This is a genomic window from Pseudoclavibacter sp. Z016 (assembly GCF_002931215.1).
Lineage (GTDB): Bacteria > Actinomycetota > Actinomycetes > Actinomycetales > Microbacteriaceae > Pseudoclavibacter.
This window is the reverse complement of record NZ_PSTU01000011.1, coordinates 1,067,379-1,082,718: the sequence shown is the minus strand read 5'-3', so window position 1 is coordinate 1,082,718 and position 15,340 is coordinate 1,067,379. Positions and strand designations below refer to the sequence as shown.

The following is a 15,340-nucleotide window of genomic DNA, read 5'->3' as shown; positions in this document are numbered from 1 at the left end:
ACCGATATGCCCATCTCACGCCGACTGCCCGCCGCCATCGCGGCCCTCGTCGCCAGCACCCTGCTCCTCGCCGGCTGCGGCACGGTGACCCCCGAGGGCGGAGCCGACGCCGAGACCATCACCGTCGTCGACGATCAGGACCGCGAGGTCACGATCAACGGACCCGTCGAACGGGCCGTGGTGCTCAACAGCTACGGCAACGAGTTCGTGCGGGCGATCGGCGCCGGCGACACGGTCGTGGGCGTCGACCGCGCATCCATCAACCGCCTCCCGTACCTGCCGGTCGACGAGAGCGACGTCATCGCCGAGGGCCTCGACCAGATCAACTACGAGGCGGTCGCGGAGCTCGACCCCGACGTCGTCATCATGCCCCGCAACGCCGTCTGGCAGGAGGCCGCCGAGCAGCTCGAGTCGTTCGGCATCCCCGTCGTCGTCGCGACCGCCTGGGACTACGCGGTGTTCGACGAGACCGTCACCCTCCTCGGCCAGGTCTTCCAGAAGGAAGAGGGCGCAAGCGCCGTCACCGACTTCTCGAACGAGATCCTCGACGTCGTCGCCGAGCGCACCGAGGGCGTCGAGCCCGTGCCCGTCTACTGGGAGACGGTCGACCCGTACCTGACGGTGCTGCCCGGATCCGGCTTCCACGCCATCATCGAGGCGGCAGGCGGCACGAACGTCTTCGAGAACGCCGCAGGCGGCGGCGACGAGCAGGAGGAGATCACGGTCGACCCCGCCGAGGTCGTCACCCGCAACCCGGCCGTCATCGTCCACGAGTTCGAGCCGAGCGCGACGCCGACCGGCCAGGAGCGCTTCGACACGCTCGGCGCAGAGATCACGTCCCGACCGGGCTGGTCGAACATCACCGCCATCCAGGACGGCGAGGTCTACCTCGCCAACGGCTGGGCGACCAGCGCCGTCGCGAAGTCCATCGGCGCCCTCTACCTCGCCAAGTGGCTGCACCCGGAGGAGTTCGCCGACGTGAACCCAGATGAGTTCCTCGAGCGCTGGGTCGTCGACTTCCAGCAGACCGACTTCCCCGGCGCGAGCGAGTACATCCAGCAGTACCAGGCGGCCGCGTAGTGGCCATCACGACGCCGAAGACCGGCACGGATACCCCGGGCGAGCAGAACGCGGTCGCCTCGAGCGAGCGCAAGCGCGCGAACGTCAAGCGGCTCGCCATCATCGGCGGCGTGGTCGTGAGCACCCTCGCCGTCGTCGCCGCCGTCACCATCGGCACGGCCGGAGTGACCTTCGGCGACGTCTGGAAGGCCGTCACCCTGTCGATCTTCGGCGGGACGCTCGAGAACGAGTTCGCGCAGAAGTTCTCCATCGTCACCGAGCTGCGCCTCCCACGCGTGCTGCTGGCCTTCGCCGCCGGCGCAGGACTCTCGCTGTCGGGTGTCCTCATGCAGGGGCTGCTCAGGAACCCGCTCGTGAGCCCCTTCACGCTCGGCGTCTCGCCGGCGGCCGCGTTCGGCGCTGCCCTCGCGATCACCATCGCGGGTGGCACGACGCTGCCCTCGTGGGCGATCATCGCGAGCGCGCTGGTCGTCTCGCTCGCCGTCTCGGCGCTCGTACTCGGGCTCGCCTCCGCCAAGGGCATGGCCATCGCCACGCTCCTGCTCCTCGGCATCGCCATCACGCAGCTCTTCGAGGCGCTCACCGCGGCGCTCCAGTTCACGGCCAACGAGAACACGCTGCAGGCCATCGTGCGCTGGACGTTCGGCTCCGTGAACGACGCGACGTGGGGTGACGTGCAGACGGTCGGCATCCTCGTCCTCGCGACGATCCCGTTCGTGCTGTGGTTCGCCAAGGACCTCAATGCCGTCGCCTTCGCGGGCGACGACGCGGCCAAGAGCCTCGGCGTCAACGTGCAGGCGCTCCGCGTCGGGCTCATCGTCGTCGCGGTTGTGCTCGCCGCCGTCATCGTCAGCTTCTGCGGCGTGATCGGCTTCGTGGGACTCGTCGGCCCGCACATCGCGCGCCTCATCATCGGCGCGGACCACCGCTACCTCATCCCGTTCTCGGTGCTCACGGGAGGGCTGCTGCTGCTCGTCGCCGACACCGTCGGGCGCACGATCCTGGCACCCGCCGTCATCCCCGTCGGCATCGTGGTCGCCTTCATCGGCGCGCCCATCTTCATCCAGCTCATCCTCACGAGGAAGACGGCCCTCAAATGAGCCTGACGATCGACGGCATCGAGTTCGCCTACGGCAAGCACAAGGTGCTGAAGGGCGTGAGCCTCGAAGTGCAGGACGGCACCTTCTGCGCGCTGCTCGGACCGAACGGCTCCGGCAAGTCGACGCTCACGAAGATCATCGCCCGCGTTCACAAGCCGAGCGTGGGGACCGTCACGTTCGACGGCACCGACGTGCTCGGCCTCGGCAGGCGCGAGCACGCGCGAACGGTGGCCTACGTGCCGCAGTCCGGAGAGGCGCCCTTCGACCTCACGGTGCGCGAGGCGGTGCTGCTCGGTCGCACGCCCCACTATGGGATGGCGCCAGGCGCCGAGGACTGGCGGCACGTCCAAGACGCGATCACGCTCCTGAACCTCGACTCTCTCGTGGACAGGAACATGTCCGAGCTCTCCGGGGGCCAGGCGCAGCGTGTGCTCGTGGCCAGGGCCCTCGCGCAGGACCCGAAGGTGCTCCTGCTCGACGAGCCGACGAGCGCGCTCGACCTGCGCTACCAGATCGAGACGCTGCAGATCGTGCGCCGCATCACCCGCACGAAGGGCATCACGGCCCTCATCGCGATCCACGACCTCAACCACGCCGGCCGCTTCTGCGACCAGATCGTCATGCTCGACCAGGGTACGATCATCAAGAGCGGGACACCGGCTGAGGCGCTGCAGGAGGACACCCTCAAGCAGGTCTACGGGCTGCGCGTGACCGTCGAGGAGCGCGAAGGCTTCGTCGAGGTTCGGCCAGTCGTCGAGGACGACCTGGAGTACCGCATCTGATGTTCGACGCCGTCATCGTCGGGGGCGGTCCGCGCGCCGTCGCCACGGTCCTCAGGGTGGTGGCGCGCCGACCAGACGCGTGCATCCGCGTAGCCATCGTCGACGCGATCGACGTGGGGGCCGGAGCGACCTGGCGCATCGACCAGCCAGCCGAGTTCCTCAACAACACGACCTCCGGCTCGACGACCATCCACGCCGACGAGTCGACCAGGATGACCGGGCCGATCGTGCCGGGCCCGGACCTCGTCGACTGGGCGGCCGCGATCGTCGATCGTGGCGAGCACCCCATGCCGTGGGTGCTCGAGGAGGCGCGCGCGGTGCGCCCCGGCAGCTTCCCCTCTCGGCGGCTGCAGGGGGTCTACTTCCGCGAGCAGCTCGCAGCGGCCGAGGCGAGCGGGCACGTGGAGCTCGCCCGAATCCGGGGAACCGCGGTGGACGTGCGCGACGACGGCCCCGCCGCCCGCACCGTCGTGCTCGCCGACGGCACCGAGCTGCGCGCGCCGATCGTCGTGCTCGCGCAGGGCATGGTGCAGACGCTGCCGAGCGACGAGACACAGCGCTTCGAGCGGGCAGCGCGAGAGCTCGGCCTCGTCTACATCGCCCCTGGAATGCCGGCCGAGCAGGACTGGGGCAAGGTGCCAGCGGGCGAGGACGTCATCGTCCGCGGCCTCGGCGCGAACTTCTTCGACGTCGTCGCCGTGCTCACGGCGGGGCGCGGCGGACGGTTCGAGCCCGTCGCCGGCGATGCACGAGGGCGACTTCGCTACCTGCCGTCCGGGAACGAGCCCATCCTCCACGCCGGTTCGCGCCGGGGCGTGCCGTACCGCGCGAAGGCGGACGGCTGGGCGGAGGCGTCGCCGTTCGTGGCACGCACCGCGAACCCGGAGTGGTTCAGGGCGCTCGCCGCGGCAGAGCCGGAGTCGCTGGACTTCCGAGGCGACGTCTGGCCGTCCATCGCGCGCGAGTTCGCTGCTGCGTACCTCGCCGCCCTCTCGGCTTGGGCACCCCACGCCCTCACCGTCTCGATCCCGGAGGCCCTCGCCGCCCTCGACGATGCCGAGAGCGTCAGCACCATCGACGACGTCCTCACGGCGTCCATCGACCAGCGTGCCGACGACGGTGCCCACGCGTTCACGATCGACTCGCTGCGACGCCCGACGCGGGGTCAGCAGGTGAGCCCCGAGCGGTGGCGGCGTCAGGTCGAGCAGCTCGTCGAGAGCGAGCTCGGGTCGATGTCCTCGCCAGACGAGCATCCTCGCGCCGCGGTCAACCGCGCGATGGGGGCTCTGCGGGGCCAGGCGGCACGACTCGCCGTGAGCGGCGTGCTCGAGGGCCGCTCGGCTGTCACCGACTTCGAAGGCTGGTTCAACGCGGACGGGCTGTTCCTCGCATCCGGCCCACCGTCCGGGCGGACTCGTGAGGTGCTCGCGCTCATCGACGCCGGCTTGCTCCGCCTGACCGGCCCCGAGACCTCGGTATCGCTCGATGTCGAGGCCGGCGAGTTCGTCGCCCGCTCCGCGATCACGGGCATCGAGGTGCGCGCCCGCGCGCTCATCGAACCCCGCATGTCGAAGGGAAAGGTGCCGGCGACCGACGACCCGCTGCTGCGCGCGCTGCTGGACTCCGGACGCGCTCGAGTGCACGCGCGACGAGCGCGAGACGGAGCGGCCGTCGAGACGGACAGCATGGAGGCGACGGGCGCGAGCCTGGAGGAGGGGGAGCCCGGCCTCAATCTCGTGCGGCGCGACGGCTCCGTCGACGATCGAGTCGTTGTGCTCGGCATCCCGGCCCTCAGCACGCAGCCGGGCAGCGCGATCGGGGCGACGCCACGCAAGCCCTCACCGCTGCTCGCCGGTGCCGACGTCGCCGCGAGGCAGATCGTCCGGCTCGCGAGCCAGCAGCGTCAGAGCTGAACGCGGTGCGGGGCTGGCTCGCGAGCGCCCCGAGGCACCCACGTCAGCCCGGCCACGAGGACGGCGAGGAGGGCCACGACGCCGAGGATCAGGCCCGCCGGCGCGAGACCGAGCTGCGCGCCCGCGAGGCCAGCGATCGGGTAGCAGAGCATGAAGCAGGCATGTGAGAGCGAGAACTGGGCCGCGAAGACCGCGGGTCGCTGCTCGCCAGATGCCGCCCTCCGGAGGAGCCGCGAGGAAGGCGTCAGGATCAGCGAGGTCGCGGCGCCGAGCAGCCCCCACACGGGGAGGGCGAGTGGCCAGGCCCACGCTGCATCGGTCGAGAGCACGCCCGCCATCGCGAGGAGGCCGATCGGGATGAGGGCAGCGCCGGCCAGCATGACTCGGCGGTCGGAGACGCGATCGAGCACCCGCGGCAGCGCGAGCGCCACGAGCAGGGAGCCGGCTCCGTAGGAGGCGAGCAGGATCGCGAGGTCCGACTGCGCCCGCCCGAGCTGCGCCTGCACGAAGACGACCGAGTTCACGATCACCATGGCCGTGCCGGCCGCGACCGCCAGGTTCAGCGCCAGGAGGGCCCGGAGGTCGCGGGTGCGCAAGAAGACCCGCAGCCCGGAGGTCAGCCGGGAGATGAAGGGGCTCGGGGCTGCGAGCGTGCGGGTGGGGAACGTCGTCGTGCCGACGAGCGTCGCCGAGATGACGAAGCCGAGGACGGTCCCGACGAACAGCGAGTTGGAGCTGACGACGGTGAGCAGCAGGGCTGCGAGCAGCGGGCTCACGAGTGCCTCGAGGTCGTAGGCGAGGCGCGAGAGCGAGAGCGCCCGCGTGTAGAGGCGCTCATCCGGGAGCACGTCGGGGATGACGGCCTGGAAGGTGGGCGTGAAGGTCGCGGACGCTGCCTGCAGGACGAAGACGAGCACGTAGACCTGCCAGACCTCGCCGACGAAGGGGAGGCCGAGTGCGATGAGGGCGCGGATGAGGTCAGCAGAGATGAGGACACGGCGTCGCGACCACCGGCTCGTGACCGCCGCCATGACGGGCGACACCACGACATAGGCGATCATCTTGATCGTCAGCGCGGTGCCGAGCACGATGCCCGCGTCGCCGCCCGCGAGGTCGAACGCGAGGAGGCCGAGCGCGACCGTGAGCAGCCCCGTGCCGACGAGCGCGATGACCTGGGCGGAGAAGAGCCGCCGGAACGCCCGGTTGGCGAGGACCTCACGCATCGACGTCTCCGCGCAGCTCGCGACTCGGCTGCGGGTCTCGCCGGTGGTGGGGTGGGATGGCCTCGGCGCCTCCGACTCCGGCGACGGAGTGCTCGGCCTGGAACAGCGCGTCGGCGACGAGCCGCTTCGCGTGCCCGTTGATGAGCCGGTAGTAGACGCGCGTGCCTTCCTGCCTGGTCGCGACGATGCGGGCGAGGCGCAGCTTGGCGAGGTGCTGCGAGACGCTCGCCGGCGTCTTGCCGACGGCCTCGGCGATGTCGTTCACGGAGTGCTCCCCGTCGTCGAGGACGAGCACGATGCGCACGCGCGTCGCGTCGGCGAGCATGCCGAAGACCTCGGCGGCGAGTTCGACGGTCGGGCTGTCGAGCTCGATGTGTCCGAGTGAACCCGTGTCGTCTTCCTGCGTATCTGCATGCATACGCAGATAATGGCATAGTTGGGGGTGTCGCGTCGAGGACGCGCCCAGCGCGGCGCTGTCCTGGCCCCTACCCTGGATGCATGACTGCAGCCGACGACTTCGCGCGCCATCCCATCGACCCGACCTCCGCGGCGAAGCTCGCCGAGTCCGGCCTGCGCTACGAGACGCTCGATACCGATGACGCGGCCACCTTCAACGCATGGGCGCGAGCAGACCTCCGTGGATTCCTCGCCGCCGAGCCGAGCGAGAAGCAGCTCGAGGGGATGCGCGCATCCCTGGGCTACCGCCGCACGACGGGCGTCTGGGACGACTCGGCGCCGCTCGTCGAGGAGCCCATCGCCACGGTGAGCTCGTGGCCCGCCGATCTCACGCTGCCGGGCGGCAGCCAGCTGACCAGCTGGGCGATCAGCTCGGTGACCGTCTCCCAGGCTCGCCGCCGCCGCGGGATCGCCAGGAACCTGCTCGAGGGGGAGCTGCGCACGGCCGCGGCCCTCGGCCTCCCGCTCGCGGCCCTCACGGTGTCGGAGTCGACGATCTACGGCCGGTTCGGCTTTGGGCCCGCGACCTTCGCCGCGAGCTTCAGCATCGACACGCGCCGCGTCCGCTGGGCCGGCCCGACCCCGGGCGGTCGCGTCGACTACGTGGGGCGGGAGCAGTGGGCCGAGCAGATCGGCGGCCTCTTCGACCGCGTCAGGGTGGCGCGGGTCGGGGAGATCGAGGGCTGGGACGGAATGTGGCCCCGCCTCGCGGGAACGGTGCACGACGAGGACGGCGATGGCAAGAAGCTCCGCGCCATCACCTACACCTCGGAGGCCGGTGACCTCGAGGGGGCAGCGCTGTTCAAGCTCGAGGGCGGCGACCACGACTACGCGAGCCACACGCTGAACGTCGAGTTCCTCCGCGCCGTCAGCGACGACGCCTACGCCGCGCTGTGGCGCTTCTTCCTCGAGGCCGATCTCGTCGCGACCGTCAAGGCGGAGCAGCTCGCCATCGACGAGCCCATCAGGTGGATGCTCGGCGACCAGCGGGCCGCGACCGTCACGACCTCCGACCACCAGTGGCTGCGCATCCTGGACACGAAGGCCGTGCTGGACGCGCGACGGTATTCGTCGCCCGGCGTGCTCGGACTCGAGATCGAGGATGCGCTCGGCTTCGCGGGCGGCTCGTTCGTGCTCACGGTCGGCGCGGATGGCGTCGGGACGGCGGAGCCGGTCGATGCCCTGCCCGAGGGGTCGGCAGCCGTGCGCCTGGGCGTGGACGCGCTCGGGTCGCTCCTCCTCGGCGGCGTATCGCCCGCCGCGCTCCGCGCAGCAGGCTCCCTGCATGAGCTGGGCGACGGGGCGGCGGAGCTCGCGGGACGTGTGCTGCGGGTCTCGCCGGAGCCCTCGCCGGGCATCTGGTATTGAGCTCCGCGGTGCGCCGCTCCGCCGACGGTGAACATCGCCAGCTTGGCGGGGCGGCGCGCAACTAGAATCTGCGACATGGCATCTGGATTCTGGGGGCGCGCTCGCCGCGCGAAGCAAGCGCAGCAGGCCGAGATCGACGCCCACGACAAGGACCTGGCGATGAAGGCGGGTGTTGCGCTCGTCGACGCCGATGAGCGCATCCGGCTCATGAACGACGAGCTCTCGTTCGCGGAGGCCGAACTGGGTTCCGGCGCGACACAGGACCTGAAGGACACGCTCGTCAACGTGCGCAAGTACATGGGCGAGGCGTTCCACTTGAACCAGCTGAACGTCGATGACATCCCGGACACGCCAGACGAGCTGCGCACCAGGAACGCGCGGATCGTGCAGATCTGCGAGTGGGCGATGGGGCTGCTCGAAGAGAAGTCCTCGGTGCTCGAGGAGGCCGTCGCGGTGGTGAGGCAGACGCCCGCCGTGCTCGAGGGCGTCAAGCGGGACTCGGAGCGGCTGCGCGCGCGCATCCCGGACGCGCAGGCCAGCATCGATCGTCTCGCGCTGCGCTACTCGGACGCCGCGCTGCACCAGGTGGGCGACAACCCCGCCGAGGCGGCCCAGCTCCTGACCTTCGCGGAGCACAGCGCCGACGTGTCGCTGCGCCGCCGTGAGGCCGGGCAGAACGAGCAGTCGCGGCTTGCCCTCGAGGCGTCCACGGAGGCCGTGCGCCGCGTGCATACGCTGCTCGACGCCGTCGAGAACTACGAGATCGAGGCCCTCCGCGCCGAGTCGACGCTCGCTGCCGTGATCGCGGACTCGAGGGGCGATCTCGTCGCGGCGAGAGACGTGCCACGCAGCCAGGAGGTCGAGGAAGCCGCGAAGCGGCTCACCGATGCGCTCGCCGCGCTCCCTCCCGCGGGCGAGCGAACCGACCCGTTCGCGTCGCTCTCGAGGCTCCGTGCCGCGAACACGGGACTCGACGAGGCGATCGCCAAGGCCAGGGACAGGGCCGCGCGGCCCATCCCGTCGCAGACTCAGGTCGTGACCGCCATCGACGACGCGGATCGGCAGATCGCCGTCGCCAACGACGTCATCTCCGGCCACCGTGGCTGGATCGGCTCGGCGCCGCGCACCCGGCTTGCCGAGGCGGAGCGCATCCGCAACGAGCTGGTCAGCTTCCGGGGCGGTGAAGACGAACGCGAGCAGGCGCTTGCGCTGGCACGCCGGGCGGGTTCGCTCGCGAGCGAGGCGCTGCAGCTCGCGCAGCGCGACATCGACCAGTCGCGTCCGCAGCAGCAGCAGGGATACGACGAGTGGGGCCAGCCGCGTGGCGGCGGCTACCAGGGCGGCTACGGCGGTCGCGGCGGCCGACGTGGCGGAGACATGGGCGACGTCGTTGGCGGCGTGCTCGGCGGCCTCATGATCGGCGGGTTGCTCGACGGGATGTTCGACTAGCGGCTCCGGCACCCCGGTCGGGCCCTCGCTGCCGCGGCTCCCGCCGGCCGTCGTCGTTCGCCGCGTCGCTCGCTACTTCGCGGAGCGCACGGAAAGCAGCTCGTAGCCCTCAGGGACCATCGCCTCGATCTTCGCCTTCGCCGCCTCGTAGGAGTCGGCTTCCGCCTCGATCGTCTCGCTGGCTACTGGGCGGATGACTGCAATGACCTTGACCATCCGCTGATCATAGAGCGGACGCGCGGCCCAGGGCGGCACGACGCGGCCCGTCGGGCGCCTGCGGGCCTCGGCCGGCGGTGCGTGCCCGAGGTGGGTCAGTCCCGCTCGGGAGAGGACCGCGCCTCGCGCAGGATGCGTTTGGTCGCCCTGGCCTCCCACGCCTCCTGGAGCAGTTCGCCGAGCCTCGGCGGGGGGACGTTCGCGAGCCGCACCAGCACGCTCGGGTGGCCGTCGTAGTGGCGTGTCGTGAAGAACGCCGACGGCTCGCCCTGGAGCAGAGCCTCGCGCTCGCCGAGGTCGGCGCGCCAGCACACGAGCACCCCGGGCTCGTCGTGGATGCGCGCGAACATCTTCGTCCCGACGTAGAACGCCGGGGTGCCGTAGGCGGTGCGCTCCGAGGTCTCCGGCAGGCGGAGCGCCAGCCGTCGCACATCGTCGTCGCTGCTCATGACGCCATCGTGCCACCGTCCGGCCGTCCCGTGCCCGGTTGTTGTCGGAACGAGACGGCGTCTTCGTCCGGGCGAGCGGACCGTGCTGTGAGCGGTGGCCCAGGATGCCGCCATCGCCGTGGACGCGCCACGGAGGGAATAGCGCGGGGCGCCGGCTCGCTGAACCCGGGTATGAAGGCAATCGTCTACTCAGCCACCGGTCCGTCCAGCGTCCTCTCCCAGGTCGAGCGCGAGGTCGCGCAGCCTGGCCCGGGCGAAGTCCGCGTGAAGGTCGTCGCCTCTGGCGTGAACCCCACCGATTGGAAGGCGCGCGACGGCGGTGGCGCGGGCAGTCTGCTCGGCTTCCCGGAGGTGGTCCCGAACCAGGATGGTGCGGGCGTCGTCGATGCTCTCGGCGACGGCGTGGACACGCTCGCCGTCGGCGACCGTGTCTGGGTGTACCTCGCGGCGCACAACCGGCCGACGGGCACGGCGCAGGAGTTCACGGTGCTGCCCGCCGACCGTGTCGTCGCGTTGCCGGACGGCATCGACTTCGACGTCGCCGCGAGCCTCGGCGTGCCCGCCATGACGGCGCACCGGGCACTCACGGTGCACGAGCACGGCCCCGCCCGTCTCTCGCCCGAGGCGCTCGCGGGCCGCACGGTGCTGGTGCACGGCGGTGCAGGAGCGGTCGGTCACGCGGCCATCCAGCTCTCGGTGTGGGCAGGTGCGACGGTGATCACGTCGGTGAGCAGCGACGAGAAGGAAGCCCTGGCCCTCGCAGCCGGGGCGCACCACGTGGTCCGCTACCCGGACGCCTCGCTCGCCGAGCGCATCCGGGAACTGGCTCCGGACGGCGTCGACCACATCGTCGAGGTCTCGCCCACGCAGAACGCGGCGCTCGACGTCGAGGTCATCGCCAACCACGGCAGCATCGCCTACTACGCGAACAACAACGGCGACGACTTCACCGTGCCCATCATCGCGAGCTTCGCGAAGAACGTCCGCTGGCAGGGGCTGCTGCTCTACACGGTGGGTCCGGATGCGCTGCACGCGGCGGCCGAGGACGTGACGGCGGCGCTCGTCGACGGCGCGCTTCCCGTGGGGGAGCCGGCTGGCCTGCCCATCACGTGGTTCCCGCTCGAGGAGACGGCCCAGGCGCACGACGCGGTCGAGGGTGGAGCCGTGGGGAAGGTGCTCATCCGCGTCGCGGACGAGAAGGCCTGATCTCAGCGGTTGCAGTGACGTCGGCCGCAGCTCCTCTGCGGGGCTGCGGCCGGCGTGTGTCCTTCGTCCTGGCTCTGGCGGCTAGACCCGAACCCGAGCCGTCTCCTCGATCGCGATCCGCTTGCGGCGCTCGCCCGCCTCGATCTCCTCGGCGCGGGTGATGACCTCGTCGGCCTCTTCGCTGCGAACAACGACAACCCCGTCGTCGTCGGCCACGATGAGGTCCCCAGCTTCGACGACCACACCGCTGATCGCGACCGGGATGCCGATGCGACCCGGGCCGAACTTGTAGGGGCCGGCTGGCGTCACCGCGCGGGCGAAGACGGGGAGCCCGATCTCGCCGAGGCCCACGGCATCGCGGATCGCCCCGTCGATGACGAACCCGGCGACACCGAGGCGCAGGGCTCGGAGCCCGATGAGGTCGCCGATGAGCGCTCGGCTCACGTCGCCGCCGCCGTTGACGACCAGCACGTCACCCGGCTGCGCGACGTCGAGGGCCTTGTGGATGATGAGGTTGTCGCCCGGGCGGGTCCAGACGGGAAGCGCGCGGCCCGCGAGCTTCGCGCCATCCCAGACCGGCCGTATCCCTGAGGCCGTGCCGAGCCGGTCCTGCGCATCCCCGATGTTGGCGCTCGGGATGCCCCGAGCGCGGTCGATGAGGCGGTCGCTGGTCGTCGCGGTGCTGCTTGCGTGCTCGCTGTTCATGCGTCGATCTCCTGCTGGTCGAGCGGCTGATGGGGCGGTTGGTCGAGTGGAGGCGGTGCTACTCACCGGCGATCAGCTCCGCGATGATCGGCTTCGTCGTCGCTTCTCGCTCCTCCCAGAGCGTGGCCACGTCTGCGGCTGGCATCCAGTTGGGTACCGTTCCCGCATTCTCGAGCGCGGCGACGACGTCGGGATCCTCGGTTGCGGCTTGGAGGGCTGCCTCAAGCGCGGCGACCGTTGCGGCTGGCGTTCCGGCCGGGACCGAGACGGCGAAGTTGTTCGACATCGGCGCCACTTCGAAGCCCTGCTCGTTCAACGTCGTGACGTCGGGGAAGAAGGGGCTCGGGACGTCGCTGAGGACCGAGAGCACGTTGATCTCACCTGACTTGGCCTGCCCGATGAACGAGGAGACGCCCCCGAGGGCGAAATCGACCTCGCCGGAGACGAGAGCTGCGATCTTGTCGGCCCCGCTGTTGTAATGCACGATGTTGAATTCGAGGCCGAGCTCCTTCTCGAGGGTGCGGAGGTTGACGTGGTCGTCTCCCGCACGCGAGTCGGTGCCGACGGTGATGGTGCCGGGGCTCGCCTTGACGGCATCGAAGAGCTCCTGCGTGCTCGTGTACGGGCTGTCCTTGTTGACGCCGATGACGATGTCGTTGAGCGCGAACGAGCCGACGGGTGCGAAGCTCTCCCGGTCGAAACCGGCCTGCTTGCTCGGGTCGAGGTAGCGGCCGAAGATCGAGGGGATGTTCGTGAAGCCCAGCGTGAGCCCGTCCGGCTTGGCGGAGGCCAGGGCGTTGAGGCCGATGACCTGGTTGCCGCCCTCCTTGTTGACGACCTTGATGTTGACGCCGAGGTCTTCGCCCATGGCGGGGGCCATGATGCGGGCGAGGATGTCGTTGCCGGCTCCGGCCGCAGAAGGCACGATCCACTCGATCGTGGATCCGGCTTCCGGGAACTCGGCACCGTCGTCGGCGGCCCCAGCGGTTCCCGTCGCGCAGGCGCTCAACAGGGACGCGATGGCGGCGGCTGCGACGACCGCCGTCAGGCGCGTGCTCCTGCTCGCCCAGCCGCGGCGCTTCGGCGACGCGGGGGTGTTCTCGATTCTGGGTGTGGTGAACATTGACTGACTCCTTCGTCGGTCCAGGGGTGCTAGCGGTTGGTGGATGAGGTGGTCTGCATCTCGGGGGTCTGCTCCTCGAGCTCCAGGGCGAGCCGCTTCGCGTTCATCCGCGTGACGCGCTTCGCGAGCAGCGAGCTGAGGAGCGGGCGGGCGGCACCGAACAGCACGGCGACGACGATCACGATGAGCAGCGTCACGCTGATGCCGCTGCTGAGGAACACGGAGTAGTCGCCGCGTGAGAGGGCGAGGGAGCGCTGGAAGTTCTCCTCGAGCATCGGCCCGAGGATCACGGCGAGCACCAGCGGGGTGAGGGGCACGGCGAACAGGTGGAAGAGGTAGCCGACGATGCCTGCCCCGAGCATCACGAAGATGTCGAATGCTGAGCCGTTGATGCTGTAGGTGCCGAGGAACATGAACGCGATGATGACGGCCATCAGGTAGTGGAACGGCACCTTGAGCACCGCGATCCACACTCGCGCGAGCGGCACGTTGAGGATGAGGAGGATCACGTTGCCGACGAGCAGGCTCGCGATGATCGCCCAGGCGACCTCAGGGTTGTCGCGGAACAGGAGCGGGCCGGGGATGAGGCCGTTGATCGTGAAGGCGCCGGCCATGATGGCCACGGTGGCGCTCGTCGGGATGCCGAGCGTGAAGAGCGGGATCATGGAGGAGACGGCGAGTGCGTTGTTCGCCGCCTCCGGCCCCGCGACGCCCTCGACGGCGCCCTTTCCGAACTCCCCGCCCCGGCGCGAGATGCGCTTCTCGAGGGCGTAGGAGGCGAGCGAGGTCGCGGCGCCGGGCGAGCCGGGCAGGAGGCCCATGACGAACCCGATGAAGGATCCGCGCATGAAGGGTCCGGCGGAGCGCCGCAGGTCGGTACCCGTCGGGAGGAGCTTGCCGACCTTGATGGGCTTGCGGATGCCGTCCTTGCCGCCGCGCGCCTGGGCGAGCACCTCGCTCATGCCGAACACGCCCATGACGATCGCGACGAGGCCGAGGCCGTCGAAGAGCTCGGGCATCTCGAAGGTGAAGCGCTGCACTCCCTGGCCCTGGTCGATGCCGACGCTCGCGATGGCGAGTCCGACGCCGACGCTGAGGAGCGCCTTGGCCGGGTCGCGGCCGGCGAAGCTCGCGACGAGCGCCATGCCCAGCACCGAGACGAGGAAGAGCTCGGGGGCGCCGAATTCGAGGGCGAGTCTGCTGAAGGGGGCGACGAGCACGAATCCGATGACCCCGATGAGGCCGCCGACGAACGAGGCGAGGGCTGCGATCACGAGCGCGGGCCCTCCTCGCCCCCTCTTGGCCATCTCGTACCCGTCGAGCGTCGTCGCGATGGACGAGGCCTCGCCGGGTATGCGAAGGAGGACGGCCGTGATCGTCCCGCCGTAGGCCGCTCCGTAGAGGATGGCGGCGAGCATGATGATGGCTGTTGTCGCGTCCAGGCCGAAGGTGACCGGGATCAGCAGCGAGACGGCGGCGGCTGGGCCGAAGCCGGGGAGCACACCCACGAGCATGCCGATGACGCAGCCGAGGAGGGCGAAGAGCAGGTGCTCGGGGGTGAGGACGGTGATGAGGCCGCCGATGAGGTTCTCGAAGCCCATGTCAGAGTCCAATCCAGCTGAGGGGAGCGATGCTCGCGTGCGGCAGCGCGGTGTTGAGCCACACCTCGAAGACGAGGCGCGAGAGGCCCGTCACGACGAGCGCGACGAGGAGGGAGATCCACCAGCGGCGCCCACCGACGAAGATGAGGACGGTCGTGAGCATGAGCACCATGACGACCGAGTAGCCGAGGAGGGGGAGGAGTGCGGCGCCGAGGGCGACGCTTCCGACGATGGTGCCGATCCGGAGCCACGCCGCCTTGTCCGGCAGCGACTCGTCGTCCATCTCGTCGCTCTCTTCTCCTTCGAGGAGCGCCTCGAAGGGTGCGTCAGTCCCGATCGAGCCGGTCGCAGTCGGGAGATCCGGGAGGTGCGCTGGGGGCGCGCCGCGGACTCGCTCTGCGGCGAGGCGAAGGGCCCAGAGGAGGCCGGCACCGCCGACGAAGACCGCGGCGACGAGCGGCATGAGGCCGGCTCCGACCCCGGTATCCGCGGTGAGGCCGTAGCTCACCGCGGCGCCGCCGAAGGCGATTGCCGCCACGACGCAGGCGGCTGCGATGCCCCATTCGGCTCTGATCCTGTTCGATGACATCGTTGTCCTCCGCCTCTCTGCGGTTCGAATCCTGGTGCGTTTCGGGAAAGCCCTGCTCCCGGAGCGTTCGCCCCTTCGAG

The 15,340-nt window shown here is 70.5% G+C and carries 15 protein-coding genes; 7 read left to right on the top strand and 8 right to left on the bottom strand.

The features are described from left to right. Positions 1-6: 6 nt before the first annotated feature. Genes C5B99_RS11120 through C5B99_RS11105 form a run of 4 tightly spaced genes read left to right on the top strand, consistent with a single transcriptional unit; the run spans position 7 to position 4,875 of the window. On the top strand, positions 7-1,080 hold the full coding sequence (locus tag C5B99_RS11120; RefSeq protein WP_104241860.1) for an ABC transporter substrate-binding protein: 1,074 nt from the start codon (positions 7-9) through the stop codon (positions 1,078-1,080). Further along, entirely contained in the window at positions 1,080-2,180 is a 1,101-nt protein-coding gene (locus C5B99_RS11115; RefSeq protein ID WP_104241858.1) for an iron ABC transporter permease, read from the top strand. Before C5B99_RS11120 ends, C5B99_RS11115 begins: the two co-directional genes overlap by 1 nt. Further along, positions 2,177-2,962 (top strand): ABC transporter ATP-binding protein, encoded by a 786-nt coding sequence (locus tag C5B99_RS11110; protein WP_104241856.1) that lies wholly within the window; start codon positions 2,177-2,179, stop codon positions 2,960-2,962. Before C5B99_RS11115 ends, C5B99_RS11110 begins: the two co-directional genes overlap by 4 nt. Beyond that, on the top strand, positions 2,962-4,875 hold the full coding sequence (locus tag C5B99_RS11105) for an FAD/NAD(P)-binding protein (protein ID WP_104241854.1): 1,914 nt from the start codon (positions 2,962-2,964) through the stop codon (positions 4,873-4,875). Before C5B99_RS11110 ends, C5B99_RS11105 begins: the two co-directional genes overlap by 1 nt. Here the strand turns inward: C5B99_RS11105 and C5B99_RS11100 are convergent. Together C5B99_RS11100 and C5B99_RS11095 are read right to left on the bottom strand one after the other, a co-directional pair. Further along, positions 4,866-6,098: an MFS transporter gene (locus C5B99_RS11100; protein WP_104241852.1), complete on the bottom strand. Its 1,233-nt coding sequence runs from the start codon at positions 6,096-6,098 to the stop codon at positions 4,866-4,868. The two genes, C5B99_RS11105 and C5B99_RS11100, sit on opposite strands and share 10 nt — an antisense overlap. Then, positions 6,091-6,516: a metalloregulator ArsR/SmtB family transcription factor gene (locus tag C5B99_RS11095; protein ID WP_104241850.1), complete on the bottom strand. Its 426-nt coding sequence runs from the start codon at positions 6,514-6,516 to the stop codon at positions 6,091-6,093. The genes C5B99_RS11100 and C5B99_RS11095 overlap by 8 nt, the downstream gene beginning before the upstream one ends. A gap of 80 nt (positions 6,517-6,596) precedes the next feature. On the opposite strand from C5B99_RS11095, the gene C5B99_RS11090 reads away from it, so the two are divergent. Next, a complete protein-coding gene (locus C5B99_RS11090; RefSeq protein ID WP_104241848.1) occupies positions 6,597-7,922 on the top strand; it encodes a GNAT family N-acetyltransferase in 1,326 nt (441 codons plus the stop codon). 75 nt (positions 7,923-7,997) lie between these two features. After that, positions 7,998-9,371: a hypothetical protein gene (locus C5B99_RS11085; RefSeq protein WP_104241846.1), complete on the top strand. Its 1,374-nt coding sequence runs from the start codon at positions 7,998-8,000 to the stop codon at positions 9,369-9,371. A gap of 72 nt (positions 9,372-9,443) precedes the next feature. Here the strand turns inward: C5B99_RS11085 and C5B99_RS19300 are convergent, their stop codons facing one another. Next, positions 9,444-9,587 (bottom strand): hypothetical protein, encoded by a 144-nt coding sequence (locus C5B99_RS19300; RefSeq protein WP_160073511.1) that lies wholly within the window; start codon positions 9,585-9,587, stop codon positions 9,444-9,446. A gap of 95 nt (positions 9,588-9,682) precedes the next feature. Further along, on the bottom strand, positions 9,683-10,036 hold the full coding sequence (locus C5B99_RS11080; protein ID WP_104241844.1) for an MmcQ/YjbR family DNA-binding protein: 354 nt from the start codon (positions 10,034-10,036) through the stop codon (positions 9,683-9,685). 171 nt (positions 10,037-10,207) lie between these two features. Here C5B99_RS11080 and C5B99_RS11075 point away from each other — a divergent pair, with 171 nt between their 5' ends. Further along, positions 10,208-11,242 carry an NADPH:quinone reductase gene (locus C5B99_RS11075; RefSeq protein WP_104241842.1) on the top strand — a complete coding sequence of 345 codons (1,035 nt, stop codon included), beginning with the start codon at positions 10,208-10,210 and terminating at the stop codon, positions 11,240-11,242. A gap of 81 nt (positions 11,243-11,323) precedes the next feature. On the opposite strand, the gene C5B99_RS11070 is transcribed toward C5B99_RS11075, so the two are convergent. Genes C5B99_RS11070 through C5B99_RS11055 form a run of 4 tightly spaced genes read right to left on the bottom strand, consistent with a single transcriptional unit; the run spans position 11,324 to position 15,260 of the window. After that, the gene (locus tag C5B99_RS11070; protein ID WP_104241840.1) at positions 11,324-11,947 is read right to left on the bottom strand and encodes a methyltransferase; all 624 of its coding nucleotides are present in this window, start codon (positions 11,945-11,947) and stop codon (positions 11,324-11,326) included. 58 nt (positions 11,948-12,005) lie between these two features. Then, entirely contained in the window at positions 12,006-13,070 is a 1,065-nt protein-coding gene (locus C5B99_RS11065; protein WP_104241838.1) for a tripartite tricarboxylate transporter substrate binding protein, read from the bottom strand. A gap of 29 nt (positions 13,071-13,099) precedes the next feature. Next, positions 13,100-14,671, bottom strand: coding sequence for a tripartite tricarboxylate transporter permease (locus C5B99_RS11060; RefSeq protein ID WP_104241836.1), 1,572 nt, complete (start codon positions 14,669-14,671; stop codon positions 13,100-13,102). Position 14,672: 1 nt separating this feature from the next. Further along, positions 14,673-15,260 (bottom strand): tripartite tricarboxylate transporter TctB family protein, encoded by a 588-nt coding sequence (locus C5B99_RS11055; RefSeq protein ID WP_104241834.1) that lies wholly within the window; start codon positions 15,258-15,260, stop codon positions 14,673-14,675. Positions 15,261-15,340: the final 80 nt, after the last annotated feature.